Source organism: Psychromonas sp. (assembly GCF_047632955.1).
Lineage (GTDB): Bacteria > Pseudomonadota > Gammaproteobacteria > Enterobacterales > Psychromonadaceae > Psychromonas.
Window position 1 is genome coordinate 76,934 of record NZ_JBLIED010000012.1, and the last position, 20,265, is coordinate 97,198.

Here is a 20,265-nt window from a genome sequence, read left to right on the forward strand (position 1 = left end):
GTATTTTTGTATACTCATGACGCGCCTTCGAAAAGATCTCTTTACAGCTTCCCTGTTCAACAATCTCATCATTGTGCATCACTAATACCCGGTGGCGATTAGGTTAGTAGGGCGACCCTCTCATTACAAAATAGAAGATAATAATAATATTTTTGTGTACTCATGGCGCGCCTGTGAAAAGATTTCTTTGCAGCTTCCCAGCTCAACAATCTCACCATGGTGCATTACTAATACACGGTGACGATTAGGTTAGTAGGGCAACCCTCTCATCACAAAATAGAAGATAATAATAATATTTTTGTATACTCATGGCGCGCCTGTGAAAAGATTTCTTTGCAGCTTCCCTGCTCAACAATTTCACCATTATGCATCACTAATACACGGTGACTAATAGCGCGAACAACAGATAGATCATGACTGATAAAAAGATAGCTCAAGCCGAGTTCTTTTTGCAGTGAGATTAACAAATCTAATATCTGTTTCTGAATACTACGATCCAACGCAGAGGTTGGTTCATCTAAGACAATTAACTGCGGTTTTAAAATCAATGCCCGCGCAATGGAGATGCGTTGCCGTTGCCCCCCTGAAAACTCATGGGGGTAACGCAAGCCGCTGTCTTTTTCCAGACCAACCCGTTGTAAAACCTGCTCAACTTGGGCATTAATTTGATTACGGGATAAGGGCTTTTGGGGTTGATGAACCTGCAGTCCTTCGGCGATGATATCGCGCACCGACATACGCGGACTTAAACTGGCAAAGGGATCCTGAAAAACTATCTGTAATTTTTTCCTTAATTTTTGTAGCTCGTTATGTTTAATGGCATTTATTTTTTTCCCCAAATAAACAACATCCCCAGTGCTTTTATTAAGCTGCAGTATCGCCTGCGCCAGGGTACTTTTCCCGGAGCCGCTTTCCCCCACTATGGCAACCGTTTCACCCTGATGAACCTCTAAACTGACATTTTTAACGGCTTCTAAACTGCGGGTAGTTTTCCCCCAAAAATTTTTCTTTAGCGCAAAGCTGACGTTGATGTTTTTCGCACTTAAAATAAGTTCAGGATCTATTAATTCACTCATTCCGCCGGCAGGCTCGGCATTCAACAACAGTTTGGTATATGCGTGTTTGGGGTTTTCAAAGAGCTCATTTTTGCTGCTGTATTCGATGCTTTTGCCGTTGTGCATCACTAATACCGAATCGGCAATATGTTTAACCACATGAAGATCATGAGTAATAATTAAGACCGCCATATTAAGACGTTTTTGTAATGATTTTAACAAATCCAATATTTGCCTTTGAATGGTTACATCCAGCGCCGTGGTCGGCTCATCGGCAATCAGCAGCTCCGGCTCGTTAGCCAGCGCCATGGCGATCATCACGCGTTGACGCTGCCCGCCCGATAATTCATGCGGATAGGAAGCTAAACGTGTTTCCGGGGCTTCAATGCCCACCAAATCTAATAACTCAATAATACGCGCCGTGCATGCCTTGCCGGTCAGCCCTTTATGGATCAGCAGGGTTTCAGCAATCTGCTTTTGTACCGTATGCAGCGGGTTGAGTGAGGTCATCGGCTCCTGGAAAATCATGCCCACTTTATTACCGCGAATGGTTTCTAATACTGCCGCCTCTTTGCCCACTAACTGCAAACCGCATAAGTGTATTTGACCCGAGGGGTGATGGGCATGGGGATAAGGTAATAACTGCAAAATAGAGAGCGCAACCAGAGATTTTCCCGCACCACTCTCACCCACTATGGCGAGTGTTCGCCCTTTATCAAGGCTGAAACTGACTCCGCTGACAATGTTTTTATCGCCAAAACTAATCGCCAGATCTTGTATTTTTAATAATTCATTTTTGCTACTCACAATGATTTCCTTGGATCAAAAGCATCACGTGTCGCTTCTCCGATAAAGACTAATAGTACCAAAATGCTAGATAACGAAATAAATGCGGTAATAGCAAGCCAGGGAGCATGCAGGTTGTCTTTCCCCTGAGCGACCATCTCACCTAATGAAGCAGAACCTAAGGGCAAGCCAAAACCAAGAAAGTCCAAGGAGGTTAAGGTGGTTAAAGCGCCGGTAAATAGGTAGGGCATAAAGGTTAACGTGGCAATCATGGCATTGGGTAAAATATGCTTAAACATGATTTTTTTATCTCCAACGCCCAACGCGCGGGCGGCTTTAACATATTCTAAATGACGGCCGCGTAAAAACTCCGCACGTACCACACCCACTAAACTTGGCCAGCTGAAAAGAATCATCAAGCCTAATAACCACAGAAAAGTAGGTTCCACAAAGCTGGCTAAAATAATCAGCATAAATAACATCGGCAGCCCTTCCCAAATTTCTAGAAAACGCTGCCCGAACAGATCTATTCGCCCGCCGTAATAACCCTGAGCAGCACCCACAATAATACCAATCACTGAACTGACCAGGGTTAACGCTAATGCAAAAAAGACTGAAATTCGAAATCCATAAACCAGACGCGCCAGCACATCACGCCCCTGATCATCGGTTCCCAAATAGTTAATATCACTGGGAGGTGAAGGTGCCGGCTCGGTTAACTCAAAATTAATGCTGTCAAAATAAAAAGGGATAAGCGGCCAGATGATCCAGCCTGCTTTGTTAATTTGGGTGACCATATAGGGGTCACTAAAATCCGTGGTAATATCAAAATCGCCCCCTAGTTGATCCTCCGGAATATCCTCAAGCAGCGGAAAATACCAATGCTGCTGATAGGAAACCATAATAGGTTTGTCATTGATCCACAGCTCACCCAGCAAACTGGCTGAAAATAAGATAATAAAAATCCACAGCGACCAGTAACCGCGTTTATTATTTTTGAACTGCAGCCAGCGATTTATATTCACCGGATTGCTGCGCATTTCCCGCCAGGTGTTTAATAATGACATTCTAACGCCCCTCAAAAGTAATGCGCGGATCAATCAGAGTATAAGTAATATCACTGATCAATTTTAAAACCAGTCCCACTATGGTAAACATATAGAGCGAGGCAAAAATCACCGGATAATCGCGGTTGATAACCGATTCAAAGCTTAATAAGCCTAAACCGTCTAAAGAAAAAATAACTTCAATTAACATTGAGCCGGTAAAGAAAATACCAATCAAGGCTGCGGGCAACCCCGCCAAGACTAACAACATCGCATTTCTAAACACATGACCGTATAAAATGCGCTTATCGGAACAGCCCTTGGCGCGCGCTGTAACCACGTATTGTTTATGAATTTCATCAAGAAAAGAGTTTTTGGTGAGCATGGTAAGGGTTGCAAAACTACCCAGTACAGAGGCAAAAACAGGCAGAGCCAGATGCCAAAAATAATCTTTAATTTGTCCTATCAAGCTTAACTCTTCGAAGTTATCCGAGGTTAATCCGCGCAGCGGAAACCAGTCATAATAAGATCCCCCCGCAAAAAGAACAATCAGCATAATAGCGACAATAAAGCTCGGCAGCGCATAGGCCACAGTGACAATAGTGCTGGTCCAGATATCAAAGGAATGACCATGTGAGGTGGCTTTTTTAATCCCCAGGGGGATAGAAATCAAGTAAACCAGCAGCGTCGTCCAAAGCCCCAATGAAATCGAAACCGGCATTTTTGAAATAATTAAATCGGTGACTTTCTCATTACGATAAAAGCTTTCCCCGAAATCAAATTTTATATAACGCCATAACATTGAAAAATAACGCTCAACTATCGGTTTATCAAAACCGTAGAGTTTTTCAAGCGCTTTAATATATTCCGGATCCACCCCTCGGGAACCGCGATATTTACTTTCACCCTGTTTTATTTCACTGTTGGTACCCGATGCGATACGCGTGGTATTGCTATCGCCTATTCCCTGATATTGTGCAATCGCCTGCTCAACCGGACCGCCGGGAGCAATCTGCACAATAAAAAAATTTATCGTCATGATGCCTAACAGGGTCGGAATAATAAGTAATAAACGTCTTAAAATATAATAATTCATTATTGACTCTTCTCCTGATTATTTTTGGCCTGATTATTTTCAAGCTCAGTTGACCACCAACTGGATAAACCCAAATCGTATATTGGCGCCACATTTGGACGGGAGAATTTATTCCAATAGGCAATGCGGTAGGCGGGCAGATACCACTGGGGAATAACAAAATGCTGACTGAGTAAAACACGGTCTAGGGCTTTGGTTGTCTGTACCAACTCTTCCCTGGTGTCCGCCATAATTAATTTAGTGACCAGCTGATCAACAACCGGATCACAAACTCCGGACCAATTAGCCGTGCCGGGCTCCATCATACTGTCACAGCCCCAATGACCCGATTGTTCATTACCCGGTGATATTGACTGCCCTTTGCGCAAGGATACCAGGTCAAAATCAAAATTATTTAAACGGTTGATGTACTGCGAAACATCCACCAGCCTAACCGAGGTTTTGATACCAATACGCTGCAAATTACGACGAAAGGGATGAACCACACGTTCGAAATCTTTGCTGTAAAGTAAAAATTCAAAGCTTAATTGCCGGCCATTTTTATCCTGCATTTTACTGTCTTTTAACTGGTACCCGGCAAGCTCAAGTAACGCTACCGCTTTTCTCAGCTGCGCGCGAATATTGCCGTCAGCATTACTTTTCGGGAATGTGAGAGGTTCAAAAACCGCCTTGGGCAGCTGATCTTTAAAGGGCTCTAAAATAGCAGATTCCGCAGCAGAAATGTCTTTTTGAGTGGATAGTTCAGAGCCGGAATAAAAGCTGTTAATACGCGAGTAAGCGCCGTAAAACAGGGTTTTATTTGCCCATTCGAAATCAAATAGCAAACTGATCGCTTCACGGACACGAACATCTTTAAATTTATCTTTGCGCAAATTAAACCAAAATCCTTGCATTCCCTGAGGGGTTTTATCCGCTATGCTAAGTTTAATAATCTTACCAGACACAAAATTATCACCGCTATAACCCGTTGCCCAACGTTTTGCTGAACTTTCCATGCGGTAATCAAAATTACCCGATTTAAATGCCTCAAAGGCGATACTGTCATCACGGTAATAATCAAAGATCATAGTATCAAAATTATACAGGCCTTTATTAACCGCTAAATCTTTTGCCCAATAATCTTTAACTCTTGTGTAAGTGATTCTTTTGGAAGCCTCAAAACTATCCACTTGATAAGGTCCGGATCCGAGCGGAATGGTTAAACTGGTTGTCGCAAAATCCTTATCCGCCCAAAAATGTTCCGGAAGAATGGGCAGTTGGCCGATGATTAGAGGCAATTCGCGGTTACCCGCTTCTTTAAAGTAAAAAGTGACCTGCTGAGCATTATCCACCACCACATCCTTCACCCCTGAATAATAGGAACGATAATGCGGCGCCCCTTTTTCAACCAGCAATTCAAAACTGAACTTAACATCACTGGCCTGAATACTTGTACCATCGTGAAATCGCGCATTTTTATTGATCATAAAACTGACCGAAGTAAAGTCACTGGCCACTTTGACTTTTTCCGCAATCAATCCATAACTGCTAAAGGGCTCGTCTTTTGATTGCGCCAGTAACGTATCATAAATCATACTGATTCCACTGCCTGCATTGCCTTTTACAATAAATGGATTTAGGGAGTCAAAACTGCCAATAGCTGCTTGTTTAAAAATACCTCCCTTAGGTGCGTCTGAATTTACATATTGAAAATGGCTAAAATTTGATGCATATTTAAAGTCTCCATACATACTCAGCCCGTGCTGCCAGGTACCGGCAAATAACAACGAACAGCTGCTGCTTAAATAACAAAACAGCAAAAGGCGTGTAAATTTAAAAATAAAAAGTGGGAACATATAATAGATTCAGCTGTCAAATAATGGGAGTGATGGGAACAAAGATAGCAAAAGAAAGAATTAAAAACATTTAAATTAAAAAGGAGAAGTAAAGGCAATAAAGTTATCCGATTAACCATGCCCGATGTTTTTCACTACAACAAGCAATTATTATTTTTATTTTAAGAAAAACAAACACCGGTCATAGAAAAATTTCCTTAATCGTACAAGCCGGAAAAGTGTGACAAAGTTCGCTTTTAAAGGTGGTAAAAAAGAATAACCTATTTACAAACACTATAAATGTTCAATCAAGAGGTGTCTTATATGAGAATCGAAATAACAAGTAAACAAATCACTATCACTGACACAATGCGCACCAAAGTGGAAGAACGATTCGAAAAACTAGAAAAGTTACAAATCCCCTTTATTACTCCCCACTTCATCATTACCAAAGAGCCTAAAGGCGTAAAAATAGAAGCCACCATTAACGTTCCTAATGATAAAATTTTTGCACATGCACAGAACGATGATCTGTATGTAGCAATCGGACAATTATTTCAAAAATTAGAACGTCAGTTAACTAAATATCTCCATAAATCTGAAGCCAGTCGCGCAAAAAATCACGGTAAAGATATGTGTCGAACAGGAGCGATTTCAGGCGAAGAGATTACAGAGCCAGAAGTTCAAATTGAATCAGATGCTGAAATAAAATTAAATAAAGAATTCGCAGCATAAAACTGAAACAAGACAAATAAATGAGTAAATAAAAAGGAGGCTAAAAGCCTCTTTTTTATTGTCTGCGACATTATTGTTTATTTATCTTCGTAATTGCGATTATCATGAGCCTGCTGCAGCAGTGCACGACTCTCATCAAGAAACAGTGAAGAGTATTCACCCATCCATTCCGTTACCGATTCAAAACGTTTAATAAATTTATCTCTGTCTGCATTTTCAAGTAACTCAATTGCCTCGGAAAAATGCTGATGGTAACGTTTAATCATCACCAGATTATTTTTTTGTGAAAGGATAATATCGGCATATAAAGCGGGATCCTGCGCAAACAGGCGTCCGACCATTGCCAGCTCCAAACGATAAATCGGGGAGCTTAAATCCAACAACTGCTTTAAATCCGCATCAACTTCTTTTAAATGGCTTCCGTAGACAAAACTCGTAAAGTGTCGTAATGCCTGAATCAGGGTCATCGACTCATCGTGAACTGTCGAGTCAACATTATAAAGATGCGCGCCCCAGATCTTCATTTGTTCGATTAACCACTGGTACTTCTCTTTACCCCGACCATCACAGTAAACAACAACCTGCTTGGCAAAACTGCTGATATCCGGGCCGAACATAGGATGTAAACCAACCACCGGGCCTTTATGTACCTTCAGCATTGCCTGTAACGGTTCATCTTTGACGCTGGTAATATCCGCGAGAATACAATCATCGGGAAGATAGCTAAGCTGATTAATAACAGAGACAGTGACATCTATCGGTGAACCGACAATAACCAGGCCTGCATGACTGCAGATCTCCTTCGCCTTATCCCAATTACCACGTCCTAGAATATCAACCTCATAGCCCGATAACTTAAACATTTCCACAAAACGCTGGCCTAATAAACCGTTTCCGCCAATGATAACAATTCGTTTCATCTTTGGATTAACGGTTTTAAAGCCGGTATCATTTTCACTGGCATAGGATTCGCGCATCGTACGGCGTAGGATATCTTCGATTAAATTGGCCGGCACACCTTTAGCTGAAGCTTCAGCACGGCGTTTAGCCAGCATTGCAGCTTCACGCTCAGGGACGTAAATAGGCAAACCATGTTTAGCTTTAACTTCACCCACTTCACCCACCAGGCGAAGGCGCTCAGCAAGCAGGTCAATTATCTGCTGATCAACTGCATCAATTTGATCTCGTAATTTACTTAAAGGCATAGACCCTTCTTATCTTGTTTTTAAAGTATCTTTTAACACATTGACAGCTTCAGCAAGAAGTTGACTCGTTGTTTCCCAATCAATACAGGCATCAGTGACCGACACACCATATTTAAGGGACGCTTTAGGTAAAGTGACCGCTTGATTACCCTCATTAATATTACTTTCCAGCATAATACCGACGATAGATTTATTGCCTTCGGTCACCTGATGGAAAACATTTTTTGCCACTAAAGGCTGCAGGGCATGATTTTTATTGGAATTTTCATGACTGCAATCAACAATTAAGACTTCTTCTACTTTGGCTTTTTTAAGCGCCTGCTCTGCCAGTGCAACGTTGACCGAATCATAATTGGGTTTACCACCACCACCACGTAAAATAACATGGCCATCTTGATTACCCGAGGTCTGCAGTAAGGCACTTTGGCCCAACTGGTTAATGCCCATAAAACGATGCGGAGAAGATGCAGATTTCATAGCATTAACAGCGGTAGATAAACTCCCGTCTGTGCCGTTTTTGAAACCAACCGGCATAGATAAACCACTGGCCATTTCGCGGTGAGTTTGCGACTCAGTCGTACGCGCGCCAATGGCAGACCAGCTGAACAGATCGCCTAGATATTGCGGACTGATAGGATCAAGGGCTTCCGTTGCGATAGGTAAACCTAATTCAGAAATCCATAACAGCAGTTCGCGAGCTTGCTTTAAACCGGTTTCAATTTCAAATGAATCATCCATATAAGGGTCATTAATTAAGCCTTTCCAACCTACCGTTGTACGGGGTTTTTCAAAATAAACTCTCATCACAATATAAAGCGTATCCTTATATTCCTCATGTAAGGATTTCAGGCGAGTCGCGTAGTCTTTAGCGGCATCAATATCATGGATAGAACAAGGGCCGCAAATCACTAAAAAACGCGGATCTTTTTTATGCACAATATTCGACACTGTTTGTCGAGCTTCTGCAATATACTGATAAACTTCTTCGGACGCCGGCACTAAATTTTTTAATTCTGCGGGGGTGATTAATACTGTTTCTGATTCTATGTAAATATTTTCATTTTGAGGCATAGTCATTCTCTTATTGCGGACATTTTATGAATAAAAGTATCATAGCATAGCGGTAAAATAGATCATGCGATTAACCCGTTGAAATGATTAAAAGCTGCGAGTTGAAAGTTACGGACTGCGAGCCGAAAGCCGAAAGCCGAAACCGGCTTATTTTTTATTAACGGTTAACCACTCTTTGACCTCTTGGTATGTGCCGCTAAACTCGACTCTGCCGGTCTTTTTCCCAAGCTGATATTGATACATAGGATCGTAATAATCACTCAGTATTGGCGCAATCCAGTTGAGGTGTCCTGCGACGCTTCCGGTGCTTTGCTGCTGCTTGAGTGCGGCATCCAAAACGTCATTGATGACCTTAAATTTTTCAGTTCCCAAGCGTTTTCTGATGCCGAATAAGCCATTGTGCAGATATTGATCATAGGCCAGCCAACCCTGTTCAGGGCCGAGTGCCTGGCTAAATTTTTCGGTCATCAAGGTGCAATATTCATAACAAAGTCGCTGCAGACGGATCTCAAGAGGATCATTAATAACTACCATAGGTGCACGTGCCATGCCGGCAAACAGAAGCGGAGGAACATACAATGTACCGACAGCTTTGCTCTCGTCCTCAATAACCAATGTGTTGGAATGTTGTGAAATATGCAGAATATCAACGGCAAGTTGATTTTCGTAACTAATTTGTCGTGGCTGCGGGGTTACCTGCTTACCAAAACTGGAGCCGCGGTGATTGGCGCGCCCTTCAATATCCAGCCCGTTATCAAGCGCTTGGATTAACAGTGTTTTACCACAACCGGTATTACCGCCGACAATAATTAATTTTTTATCGGCCGCCTGCTCGTTAACTTCAATAAGATAACGGCGCAACGCTTTATAACCACCCGGCACAATATTAATATCTACACCGTTATCTTTGAGAAACTGTGCCGATAAGCGCGAACGCAGCCCCCCTCGAAAACAGTACAGCCATGCCGTTGGATTTTCCTCTTTAAACCGAGCCCATTTTTCAATACGATTTTGTATATCCGATGCCACTAGCTGATGGCCAAGAGCAATGGCCGCCTCTTGTCCTTTCTTTTTATAACAGGTACCGACCTGCTCCCGCTCATTATCTGTCATTAGCGGCAAGTTGCAACTTTCAGGGAAAGCACCCTGAGCAAATTCAACGGGCGCCCGAAGGTCAATCAACGGGGTCTTTGACAGGAATAACGAGCGATATAATTGTTGCTCCTGCGGATCGCTTTGTTTCACTTTTAATTCACTCATTTATAATACAGAAATAACGGTTTTCCGAGCACTTGCGGCCTCTATTTTGCCGATTTGGAATAACTTAACACCACTGTTTTTTGCGGTTTCGAGCAATATTTCAATGCTTGACGGTGAAACAGAAATCAGTAGGCCACCCGATGTTTGCGGATCGCATAAAATAGTTTGTTGCAGCGCGCTAAGGGGGGTTACTTTGTGACCGTAACTGTCAAAGTTGCGCATCGAACCGCCGGGTACACAGCCTTTCTCGACATAATATTCAATCGCATCTAAGGTGGGAATAGCGGCAAAATCAAGGGATGCGGATAAGCCGCTGCCTTCACAAATTTCCGATAAATGCCCCAATAAACCAAACCCGGTAACGTCGGTCATCGCATTGACGCCGTCTATATTAGCAAACTCTGTACCGATCTTATTAAGCTCGCACATGGTATCGCGCGCGAGATTTTTATGGGCCGCCTGCAGAAGGCCTTTTTTTTCTGCTGTGGTTAAAATGCCGATGCCAAGTGGTTTAGACAAAAATAGCAGATCGCCCTCTTTAGCCTGACTATTTTGTTTAACCTTGTCAGTCGGTACTATCCCGGTAACGGCCAATCCAAAGATAGGCTCGGGCGCATCAATACTGTGCCCGCCCGCTAATGCGATCCCGGCTGCATGACAAACTGAACGACCACCGTCAATGACTCGGGCCGCTATACTGGGATCCAATTTATTAATAGGCCAGCCGAGAATAGCAATGGCCATAATGGGTTTTCCGCCCATCGCATAAATATCGCTGATCGCATTGGTCGCTGCAATGCGCCCAAAATCAAAAGGGTCATCAACAATAGGCATAAAAAAGTCCGTAGTACTGATAATACAACTGCCGTTGCCAAGGTCATAAACAGCTGCATCATCTTTATTTTCATTGCCCACTAATAGATTCGGATCCTGAAAGGTAGGAAGTGCTGATAACAGAATGCTATCTAAGACTTTCGGCGAAATTTTACAACCGCAACCTGCTCCATGACTGTACTGGGTTAGACGTACGTTGGTATGTTCATAATCTGCTGACATTTTGTTATCTCTCACTGATTGTTGAAGAAGATTCAACTTAAGTAGGTGGCAGGAAAAACCGTAGTTAATACTTTTTGTAATGTTATATCAACTTTAAAGGATAACATTTTTAATATTGATCCGTACAAGCATTGCTGTGCTGTTTTAAAAGCGGTTTTACGCCTATCAGAGTACTTGATTATATTATCCGGTCTTCGTGATGGCACTTTACCGGGATGACAATGCACTGTTTATTTATTAGACTGTAGGCATGACAACGGTCACTACTATTTTAAACAAGGCGGGCACTTCATGAAAATGGCATCAATATTGACTCTGGCAGTCTGCTTACTGTTGCCCTTGGCGACAACAACAGTATCAGCTGATAACGGCAAGGTAGCCGCCAACGAATCATCAAAACTCCAGATTAACAATAGTGCCCAGGCAGTGCAGTTAGTTAAGCGCCAATATCAGGGGAAGGTGCTTAAGGCACAAGCGAGTAAAGTCAATGGTCAGGCTGGTTACAAGGTTAAAATGATCTCCAAAGGAGGTCAGGTATTTTATCTTTTTGTCGATGCTCAAAGCGGCAGTATTAACGGAAAATAATCTCTTCAGTCAAGAAAACCCAAATAGTTAAAGGATCCTGTCAATGAGAATACTTTTAGTAGAAGACGATATCGATCTCCAGAGAAATCTAAGCCAACACTTGGTTGCTTCTAACTATCGGGTTGATGCAGTTTCCGACGGCGAAGAGGGTCTTTTTCAGGGGACTGAATTTAATTATGATGCTGCCATTATCGATCTGGGTTTACCTAAACTCGACGGAATAACAGTTATTACCCGCCTTCGGGAAAAACAGCGAGACTTTCCGATTTTAATTTTAACGGCGCGGGACAGCTGGCAAGATAAAGTCGAAGGACTGGATGCCGGTGCCGATGACTATCTGAGCAAACCCTTTTATCCGGAGGAACTGGTGGCGCGACTCAACGCTTTGATTCGCCGTTCCGCAGGTAAAGCGAGCCCGGTTATTAATAATGGCCCCTTCAGCATCAACACCAGCAGCCTTGAAGTTAAAAAAGAAGAAAAATTCATAATGTTAAGTGCATCTGAGTACAAACTTTTTGAGTACTTGATGCTCCACCCGGGAGAAGTTAAATCAAAAACGGTGCTTACCGAACATATTTACGATCAGGATTTTGACCTTGACTCCAATGTCATCGAAGTCTTTATCAGACGCTTAAGAAAAAAGCTCGATCCTGATAATGAATATGGGCTTATCGAGACATTAAGAGGCCAGGGTTACCGCCTGACTCCGTTACCAAAAAGTCAGGATGATGGCTAATGGGCCAACAGGCAGTTAAGGTCTCGAAAAGAGCGCCAAACTTAAATTCGCTGAAAACCCGCTTGATCGTCAGTGCCCTGTTAATCATCTTAGTGCTGATGCCTCTGATTGGATTCACCCTCAACGATGCCTTTAAAGAGCAGGTAAAAAGTGCCAGCAAAAATGAGCTCAGCGCCTATGTTTATTCCGTACTCGCGGTGACTGAGTTTGATAACGGCCAACTGCTTATGCCGGAGCTGTTATTAGAAAATCAATTTAATGTTATTCAGTCGGGTTTATATGCCCTGATAACCATGCCTGAGACTAACGACAATAGCCCACCTGATTCAGGTATTGTGCCTGATTTAAAAAATCCGCTTGAATCTGCTGCAACAAACTCACTTTCAGGCAAACTGCAAGGCGCGACAAAGAGCAGAATCGCCTGGCAGTCTAAATCCTTTCTGGGCCTTGAAATCCCCGCTGATCTACCGCATCCGGCGACCGGGAAAAGTGAGTTTTCTGAAATCAAGCTGGAGGGAAAACCTTACCTGATCTACAGCTTCACCGCCAGTTTCGAACAAGCTTTCACTCAATTGGATCGCGCTGTACAACGCTCGCCGGCGGTTCCAATTACCCTCCATATTATTAAAGATCAGCTAGATTTTCAGCACCAGGTCGACCGTTTTACCCAACAGCTGTGGAGCTGGCTGCTTATCTTAATGGCCCTATTGGTTATTGTGCAAATGGCCTGGTTGTTATGGACCTTAAGGCCGCTGGCTAAATTTACCAAGGAGCTTAACGATATTGAGCAAGGCCGAACACAACAGCTTACTGATATTTATCCTACTGAATTGCAAGCTGTTGCACGCCAACTCAATGCCTTACTTAATACCGAACAAAGTCAGCGTAAACGCTACCGTAATGCCCTGTCAGATCTGGCGCACAGCCTGAAGACTCCGCTGGCTGTTATTCAAAGCCAAAAGGATCTAAATCGCGCTTCCATCGAGCAGGTGTCAATCATTAACCGTATCATTGGTCATCAATTAAAACGTGCTCAAAGCGCGGCCGGATCCTCCTGGCATTTAGGCATTAAGGTTAAATCCGTGTCTGATAAATTAATCAGAACCCTGCATAAAATCTATCGTGAGCCGCAAATATCAATCAGCCAGAATATCGACGCGCAAGCTATCTTTAAAGGTGATGAGGCCGATCTGACCGAAATCCTGGGTAATGTCTTGGATAACGCCTGCAAAGCTGCAAAATCGCAAGTGGCATTAACCGTCACCGCCAATAAAAATGGGTTAATGATCACCGTTGAAGATGACGGCAAGGGCATTAGCCCCGAGCAACACAGCCAAATCTTCGAGCGCGGTATGCGCGCCGACTCCTACCAGCGCGGACACGGCATCGGTCTCGCTATCGTGCGCGATCTTACCGACAGCTATAATGGTCAACTTACTGTTTCAACCTCAGCAATGCTCGGCGGCGCTAAATTTGAATTTCGCTTTGGGTTAGGCGCAGTCTGAAAGTTTTCTGTCCACAAAATTCATCGCTGCCGGCAAAGATGCCTTTAAAGTAGTTAATAAATGGCGCTAAACTTTTATTTTCATACTGCAGCTTCAAACCTTCAGCTTGCGTTCATCTTGACTCCTTATAATGATCGTAAAGTCATAATAAGAGGTTGGAGGGCATATGAAAAATATTACTAAAAGCTGTTATCGCTCATTTACTATCGCATTACTGATCTTAGTGGCTCTGCCGGCAGTATTCATTAACAAGGTCAATGCTGATGAATTATATGAAGAACAGATACCATTGAGTGAAGCTCAACTGGCACAGATTTTGGCGCCTATTGCCTTATATCCGGACAGTTTATTAACTCATATTTTAATTGCTTCAACCTACCCGCTTGAAATAGTGCAGGCCAGCCGATGGCGCGCCAACAACAGCCGCCTTGATGCTAACCAAGCTATAAATAAAGCCGCATATAAAAATTGGGATCCCAGTGTCAGCGCACTATTGGCTTTTCCCAATCTGCTCGCAAGACTCAATGATGATTTAGAGTGGACACAGAAACTTGGCGCTGCCTTTTTAGAGGATGAGACTGCGGTGCTGCTCAGTATTCAGTTGTTAAGACAGCAGGCGGATCGGGCTAATAGCTTGTCCGGCCTGGAAAACATGTCAGTCATTTATATTGATAATCAAATTATCATCGAATCTGCCCATAACGGGATTATTTACGTGCCCTATTATGATTCGAGGAGCGTTTACGGTCACTGGCATAGTTACCCGCCTGCCTATTGGGCACCTTCTCCCTATTATTCGCGGCGCAGCCACGCCAGCTTTTATTGGGGTAGCGGCGTACAGATTACCTTCAACTATTATTTCAGTACCTTCAATTGGTACAAGCACAATATTATCGTCATTAATCATCGCAACTCACATGACTATCGCAAGCCAAGACGGATCATCGGCAGCAATGACGCTCACCGTTGGCAGCATAAACCACAACCTTATTCTCGTGCCGGGGTAAAATCGCGTAATGACCAACGCACTCCAAATCGAGTACAGTCTAAAAACGGATCAGGCAATGAACCACATCAACGCTTCAATAAAAAAACCAATCAGCAGCAACTGATAAATAACACAAATAATGACAATAAACGCCGTAACACCGATCGAGCAGAGCAGCAAAATAAACGTTCGGCTAAGCCGCTAAAGTTCCAACAACAGAGTCATAACAAGGTTAAAACCAATCAGCCGCAACTGACGAAGAACAAAAATGCTGACAATAAGCGCCATAACACCGCTCAAGCAGAGCAGCAAAATAAACGTTCGGCTAAGCCGCTAAAGTTCCAACAACAGAGTAATAACAGGGTTAAAAGCAATCAGCCGCAACTGACGAACAACAAAAATGATAACAATAAGCACCGCAACACCGCTCAATCAGAGCAGCAAAATAAACGTTCGGCTAAGCCGCTAAAGTTCCAACAACAAAGTAATAACAGGGTTAAAAACAATAACCAGGAGAATAGCTCTCTGCTCATTTATAACAACAATGACAATAAGCGGCGGAACAGGAATCAATCAGAGTAATAAAGATTATTTCAAAGTGCTAAATTTTAAAAGCGTAATGTCTGACTGTTACAATTTAAATAATAACCAGTACTTATCAAAAATATGGGTTATTATTAAAATAATATGAAAGCCCTATGGTTAAATATTTTATTATTAAAGTGCTACGCAGCATCTCAAAAATAGGAAGCAAATAATGAACAAAAAATCAGTTACCGCATTAATGGTGGTCACACTTCTAACCGGGTGTGTAAATCGTGAAAATGCCACAACGGGTGAACAAGAAATGAATACTGCGACCAAATCTGCTTTGGGTGGCGCGATTGCCGGAGCACTTGCGGGTGTAGCCACCGGTAAAAAAAATGGCGCACTATTTGGCGCGGTTGGTGGGGCAGCTATCGGTGGCGGAATCGGTTATTACTTTGACCAACAGGAAGCGGCATTACGCCAAGAGTTATTAGATTCCGGAGTGCAGGTCAAACGTGTTGGCGAAAATGAACTACAGCTTATTATGGCGCATGGCATTGGTTTTAATACCGGCAGTTATCAGTTAAGCGGCAGTATTTTTTCAACTTTAAATGGCGTTGCAAAAATACTTAATGAGTACCCTAAATCATCACTGCGAATCATTGGCCATACCGACAGTGTTGGCAGCTCAGAATCAAATTTAACCCTTTCGGAGCGTCGTGCAGAAGCGGTGTCTAGTCAACTTATGCAACACAACGTAAAGTCGGGTCGCATGACTACATTAGGCTATGGCGAGCGTCGCCCGATAGCAACCAACGATACTGCTTCAGGTCGTTCAGCTAACCGCCGTGTTGAAATTAATATTATAGCTAACTAAGATCTAACCCTACCAAGCTATACAGTATAAAGCATAAAATGCTTACCTCCCGCAGGATACCGTGGGAGGATTACAACATTCCATTATAAATAGAAGCATAGCTGTTTAGCTCTTTCGGAATTTTTATTTCTCTAATATTAGCTGAGTTGTAATAACAGTGAACAGATGATCAGAAAAACCAGGGTCAGCTGGCGAATTCCCCTGCGGCAGCTCTATACTTTAAATGAAAACTTATGACTTAAATAAATAAACAAACTTTTAGTAAGAGTATAAAAATATCGATCATCCAAAAGCTGAATTTGTAAATTCAAATGACAGCAATTTGGAATCTGCCAACAGTTGTAATAATTCTTCCGCAAGACAGCTTCAAAATAGCAATGCGATCCTTCGCTCTGATAAAGATCAAATAACAATATTGAATGTAACGCTAACGGTAATTCTCAGCCTATAAAGTATGCTGAAAAAACCGCATTAATTTTATTGATTTTAATGTGTTTATTATTTAACCGTCTATTGACTTTCATATTAGATTCTATAAAGTGCACGTCAGCAGGAAAGAAAGCCTTTTGTTTACATTCTCCATTTCGTTGTTTTATTAATAATACCTCGCTCTGTAGTTTTTAAGTTCCAGTCTGTTTTTACGCTATTCATGTCTTATAAAGACACTTTTATATTAAAATTACAGGGTATTATTATGTCTAAAGTTCAAGGTACAGTTAAATGGTTTAACGAGTCTAAAGGTTTTGGTTTTATCGAGCAAGAATCTGGTCCAGATGTATTCGCTCACTTTAGCGCTATCTCAAGCGAAGGTTTCAAAACTCTTGCTGAAGGCCAAAAAGTAGAATTTACTATTACTCAAGGTCAAAAAGGCCCAAATGCTGAAAACATCGTAGCTATCTAGTTTGCTGTGATATTTTAGCTTCTATATAGTATATAGAGTTGAGTAATATTGAAAAATGGTAAACCTTCACGGGTTTGCCATTTTTTTTGTTCATTTGAAAATAAAATTCTTCTGCGACTCATAGTTCAAGCCTCTTTAATCATCTACAGATAACCTATACGCACCAATATCAGATCTATCTTGCTGCGCTAATCTCTTTTCCATTCTCAATCCAAGCCCTGCCTTCCTTGATTTTTCCTGCGTAATATTAAACTGTTCTAAGTGCAAAAAAGCCCGCTACAATAAAAAAGTAAGCGGGCTATTATATTTTAAGCGTTTTTATTACTCAAAACCCGCCTTGTTTAAGGTAGGTTTTGCATAATATATTACACTAAGCAGATGCAAGTTCGTCCTCTGCTTGAGACAGTAAAGCAAACTCCTCTTCGGCGGTTGCTGCAACTAAGTTGTTACGACCAATGAAAAAATAGTAAGCCATACCGACAGCAAATAGCGCCAGTGTGAAAAAGAACGCGCGAACGTCATAGGCATACACGCCGGACAGTGCCACTAAAGACAGAACAAAAGAAATGCCGGAGGTGACAATACCACCCGGTGTTTTATAAGGGCGTTTAAGTTCTGGCTGCTTAATACGCAGGAGAATGTGACTCCCTGACATCATCGCATAGGATACGGTCGCACCAACAACCGCCATGGACAGGATCAGATCACCTTCACCCGTCAAGGAAATCACAAACCCCAAAATACCGGGATAAACCAGTGAACGTACCGGTACCTTGCGCTTGCTGGTTAATGATAAGTTTTTCGGTAAATATCCTGCTCGAGAGAGCGCAAATACCAAGCGGCTGTAACCGTAAATAATAGAGAAAAACGATGCGATCAGTCCTGCCAGACCCAATACGTTAACCATAGTGGCAACATTATTGTGGCCAGTCATATTCAGCGCATCCACCAGCGGAACGGCACTCTCACCCATCACTTGAGCACCGGCAGCACCAGTCACCAGAACGACAACCAGAACAGCAGTAAACAACAGGAAAATCATCGCAGCAATAATACCTTTGGGTACATCTTTGGCCGGATCTTTTGCTTCTTCGGCCGCTAAAGGCACGCCTTCAACCGCAAGGAATAACCACATAGCAAATGGCAAAGCTGCCCACACGCCGTAATAACCCATTGGCAGGAACTCTGTTCCATTAACAGCAGGTTCGATATCAAACAGACGCGCCGCATCAAACTCCGGCAGTAAGACAACAGCCGTTGCAATAATAGCTAATACCGCAAGCCCGCTGATCACCATCATCACTTTCAGGGCTTCACCCGTGCCGAAAATATGAATACCCACAAAAATCAGGTAAAACAAAGCGTAAACTATTGGCCCGTCAATGCCGATCAGCTCATTAACCGCGGAGCCGATAAAAATGACAATCGCAGCGGGTGCCAGTGTATATTCGATTAATACCGCAAGTCCGGTGAGGTAGCCACCGGCAGGTCCCATCGCTTGCCGTGCAAAACTGTAACCACCACCCGCGGCAGGAATGGCCGCCGACATTTCAGCAAGCGATAATACTAAGGTTAAGTACATGATCCCCATTAGCACGGCGGCAATCACAAATCCTCCCCATCCGGCTTGCGCGATGCCAAAATTCCATCCCGCAAAATCACCCGAGATAACGTACGAAACGCCAAGACCGGCAAGCAGAATCCACCCTGCCGCCCCCTTCTTTAATTGCCTTTGAGCAAGATACTCTTCATTATTTGACATGATATTTTCCTTTTTAATGATACTTAGATAGTTAAACAAAATTGTTGTGTAGCAGTATTTTCAAGTGATAGATCTTCAGAACGATCCTTCAAACTCACGCCCGATAATTTAATGCGCAGCGACTCATTTAATAAGTAGCGACACTTGTGCGCCGCCGCCTGATACTGCAATCCTTCAGGCCTGATATTGGAGATACAATTCCTCAGCGAATCTTCGATACCGCGTTTAGCATTCCAGGTGAGATAAAGTCCCATACTATCGGGAGAACTCAGCCCCGGCCGTTCACCAATCAGTAACACCACGGCGTTAGCATTCAGGCTCTCGCAGGCATCATCACCGGCTGCCACGCGACCTTGCTGAACAATACAAAGAGGCGCAATTTTCCACTTTTTATTGGGGTCCTGATGAAGACTGCTGATTAATATGTCTAAAAACGCTTTGGCATGGTTGCTAATAGCGTAGGAAGACAAGCCGTCGGCAACCACAAAAACCACGTCATAGGGTTCATCCGTATTGTGCTGCTGCAGTTTGTAGATGGAGGCATCGTCCAACTGCCTACCAAGATCCGGGCGCTGTAGATATTCCATGCGATCGCGGACTTTGCTGTGCAGATGTTGTGCGGGCAAATAAGGCGCTAAAACATCAGATGCTGCAAATTGTTGACTTAACTGTTCAACATCTAAGGGCACATGAACGGCATCAATAGCCTGGGCATGAGAAAGTTGAAATCGCAGTAACTCTGCCGTTGGAATACTGGTTCCGACCCGGCCAAGTCCAATTCGAGCATTGGTAAACTGGCGTAATTTTTCCCATGGATCTTTATGAACCATCTCCTCACTGCTTGGCGCAACATTTTTCATACCGCCTCCTTAATCATTTTTAATGGCCCGGCAAAACTCGCCGGCAGCTCGTCACTGAGCTGACAATGGTTGTCCGCGGGGGAGATATTCATCTTTTTTAACCATTTATCGAATTCGGGTGCAGGGCGAAGCCCCAGTACCTGACGAGCATAAAGCGCATCATGAAAAGAGGTGGTTTGGTAATTAAGCATGATGTCATCGGAGCCCGGAATACCCATGATGAAAGAGCATTCAGCCACCCCCAGCAGGGTCAGTAAACTATCCATATCATTCTGATCTGCATAGGCATGATTGGTGTAACAGATGTCGCAGCCCATGGGTAAACCGAGTAACTTGCCGCAGAAATGATCTTCCAGGCCGGCGCGAATAATCTGCTTGCCGTCAAACAGATATTCAGGA

At 43.1% G+C, this 20,265-nt stretch carries 18 protein-coding genes; 7 read left to right on the plus strand and 11 right to left on the minus strand.

Annotated elements, in window-relative coordinates:
- Positions 1-269: 269 nt before the first annotated feature.
- From ACJAZP_RS09675 to ACJAZP_RS09690, 4 genes are read right to left on the minus strand one after another with little or no spacing between them, the layout of a single operon-like run.
- Positions 270-1,862, minus strand: coding sequence for an ABC transporter ATP-binding protein (locus ACJAZP_RS09675; protein WP_415230537.1), 1,593 nt, complete (start codon positions 1,860-1,862; stop codon positions 270-272).
- On the minus strand, positions 1,859-2,881 hold the full coding sequence (locus ACJAZP_RS09680) for an ABC transporter permease (protein WP_415230554.1): 1,023 nt from the start codon (positions 2,879-2,881) through the stop codon (positions 1,859-1,861). Before ACJAZP_RS09680 ends, ACJAZP_RS09675 begins: the two co-directional genes overlap by 4 nt.
- A 28-nt stretch (positions 2,882-2,909) precedes the next feature.
- Complete coding sequence (locus ACJAZP_RS09685; RefSeq protein ID WP_415230538.1) at positions 2,910-3,983, minus strand: microcin C ABC transporter permease YejB; 1,074 nt, start codon at positions 3,981-3,983, stop codon at positions 2,910-2,912.
- Complete coding sequence (locus tag ACJAZP_RS09690; protein ID WP_415230539.1) at positions 3,983-5,818, minus strand: extracellular solute-binding protein; 1,836 nt, start codon at positions 5,816-5,818, stop codon at positions 3,983-3,985. The genes ACJAZP_RS09685 and ACJAZP_RS09690 overlap by 1 nt, the downstream gene beginning before the upstream one ends.
- A gap of 303 nt (positions 5,819-6,121) precedes the next feature.
- On the opposite strand from ACJAZP_RS09690, the gene hpf reads away from it, so the two are divergent.
- Positions 6,122-6,532 carry a ribosome hibernation-promoting factor, HPF/YfiA family gene (hpf, locus tag ACJAZP_RS09695; RefSeq protein WP_415230540.1) on the plus strand — a complete coding sequence of 137 codons (411 nt, stop codon included), beginning with the start codon at positions 6,122-6,124 and terminating at the stop codon, positions 6,530-6,532.
- A 77-nt stretch (positions 6,533-6,609) separates the two neighbouring features.
- Here the strand turns inward: hpf and tyrA are convergent, their stop codons facing one another.
- The 4 genes from tyrA to selD all read right to left on the minus strand — a co-directional run bounded on the left by tyrA (position 6,610) and on the right by selD (position 11,124).
- Entirely contained in the window at positions 6,610-7,737 is a 1,128-nt protein-coding gene (gene tyrA, locus ACJAZP_RS09700; RefSeq protein ID WP_415230541.1) for a bifunctional chorismate mutase/prephenate dehydrogenase, read from the minus strand.
- Between the two features lie 9 nt (positions 7,738-7,746).
- Entirely contained in the window at positions 7,747-8,814 is a 1,068-nt protein-coding gene (locus tag ACJAZP_RS09705) for a 3-deoxy-7-phosphoheptulonate synthase (protein ID WP_415230542.1), read from the minus strand.
- Between the two features lie 141 nt (positions 8,815-8,955).
- Positions 8,956-10,068, minus strand: a complete 1,113-nt coding sequence (gene mnmH, locus ACJAZP_RS09710) for a tRNA 2-selenouridine(34) synthase MnmH (RefSeq protein ID WP_415230543.1) — start codon at positions 10,066-10,068, stop codon at positions 8,956-8,958.
- Positions 10,069-11,124 carry a selenide, water dikinase SelD gene (selD, locus tag ACJAZP_RS09715; protein WP_415230544.1) on the minus strand — a complete coding sequence of 352 codons (1,056 nt, stop codon included), beginning with the start codon at positions 11,122-11,124 and terminating at the stop codon, positions 10,069-10,071.
- A gap of 291 nt (positions 11,125-11,415) precedes the next feature.
- On the opposite strand from selD, the gene ACJAZP_RS09720 reads away from it, so the two are divergent.
- The 6 genes from ACJAZP_RS09720 to ACJAZP_RS09745 all read left to right on the plus strand — a co-directional run bounded on the left by ACJAZP_RS09720 (position 11,416) and on the right by ACJAZP_RS09745 (position 17,244).
- Positions 11,416-11,709, plus strand: coding sequence for a PepSY domain-containing protein (locus ACJAZP_RS09720; protein ID WP_415230545.1), 294 nt, complete (start codon positions 11,416-11,418; stop codon positions 11,707-11,709).
- Positions 11,710-11,752: 43 nt separating this feature from the next.
- On the plus strand, positions 11,753-12,445 hold the full coding sequence (locus ACJAZP_RS09725; protein WP_415230546.1) for a response regulator transcription factor: 693 nt from the start codon (positions 11,753-11,755) through the stop codon (positions 12,443-12,445).
- Positions 12,445-13,950 carry an ATP-binding protein gene (locus ACJAZP_RS09730; protein ID WP_415230547.1) on the plus strand — a complete coding sequence of 502 codons (1,506 nt, stop codon included), beginning with the start codon at positions 12,445-12,447 and terminating at the stop codon, positions 13,948-13,950. Before ACJAZP_RS09725 ends, ACJAZP_RS09730 begins: the two co-directional genes overlap by 1 nt.
- A 166-nt stretch (positions 13,951-14,116) precedes the next feature.
- Positions 14,117-15,520, plus strand: coding sequence for a DUF3300 domain-containing protein (locus ACJAZP_RS09735; protein ID WP_415230548.1), 1,404 nt, complete (start codon positions 14,117-14,119; stop codon positions 15,518-15,520).
- 175 nt (positions 15,521-15,695) lie between these two features.
- Entirely contained in the window at positions 15,696-16,343 is a 648-nt protein-coding gene (locus ACJAZP_RS09740) for an OmpA family protein (RefSeq protein WP_415230549.1), read from the plus strand.
- 694 nt (positions 16,344-17,037) lie between these two features.
- Positions 17,038-17,244 carry a cold-shock protein gene (locus tag ACJAZP_RS09745; RefSeq protein WP_415230550.1) on the plus strand — a complete coding sequence of 69 codons (207 nt, stop codon included), beginning with the start codon at positions 17,038-17,040 and terminating at the stop codon, positions 17,242-17,244.
- A gap of 370 nt (positions 17,245-17,614) precedes the next feature.
- Here ACJAZP_RS09745 and eat read toward each other — a convergent pair whose 3' ends face one another.
- The 3 genes from eat to eutB all read right to left on the minus strand — a co-directional run.
- Positions 17,615-19,006 carry an ethanolamine permease gene (gene eat / locus ACJAZP_RS09750; RefSeq protein ID WP_415230551.1) on the minus strand — a complete coding sequence of 464 codons (1,392 nt, stop codon included), beginning with the start codon at positions 19,004-19,006 and terminating at the stop codon, positions 17,615-17,617.
- A gap of 23 nt (positions 19,007-19,029) precedes the next feature.
- A complete protein-coding gene (eutC, locus tag ACJAZP_RS09755) occupies positions 19,030-19,866 on the minus strand; it encodes an ethanolamine ammonia-lyase subunit EutC (protein ID WP_415230552.1) in 837 nt (278 codons plus the stop codon).
- A partial coding sequence (gene eutB, locus ACJAZP_RS09760; protein WP_415230553.1) for an ethanolamine ammonia-lyase subunit EutB occupies positions 19,863-20,265 on the minus strand: 403 nt, incomplete at its 5' end. The genes eutB and eutC, both read right to left, overlap by 4 nt.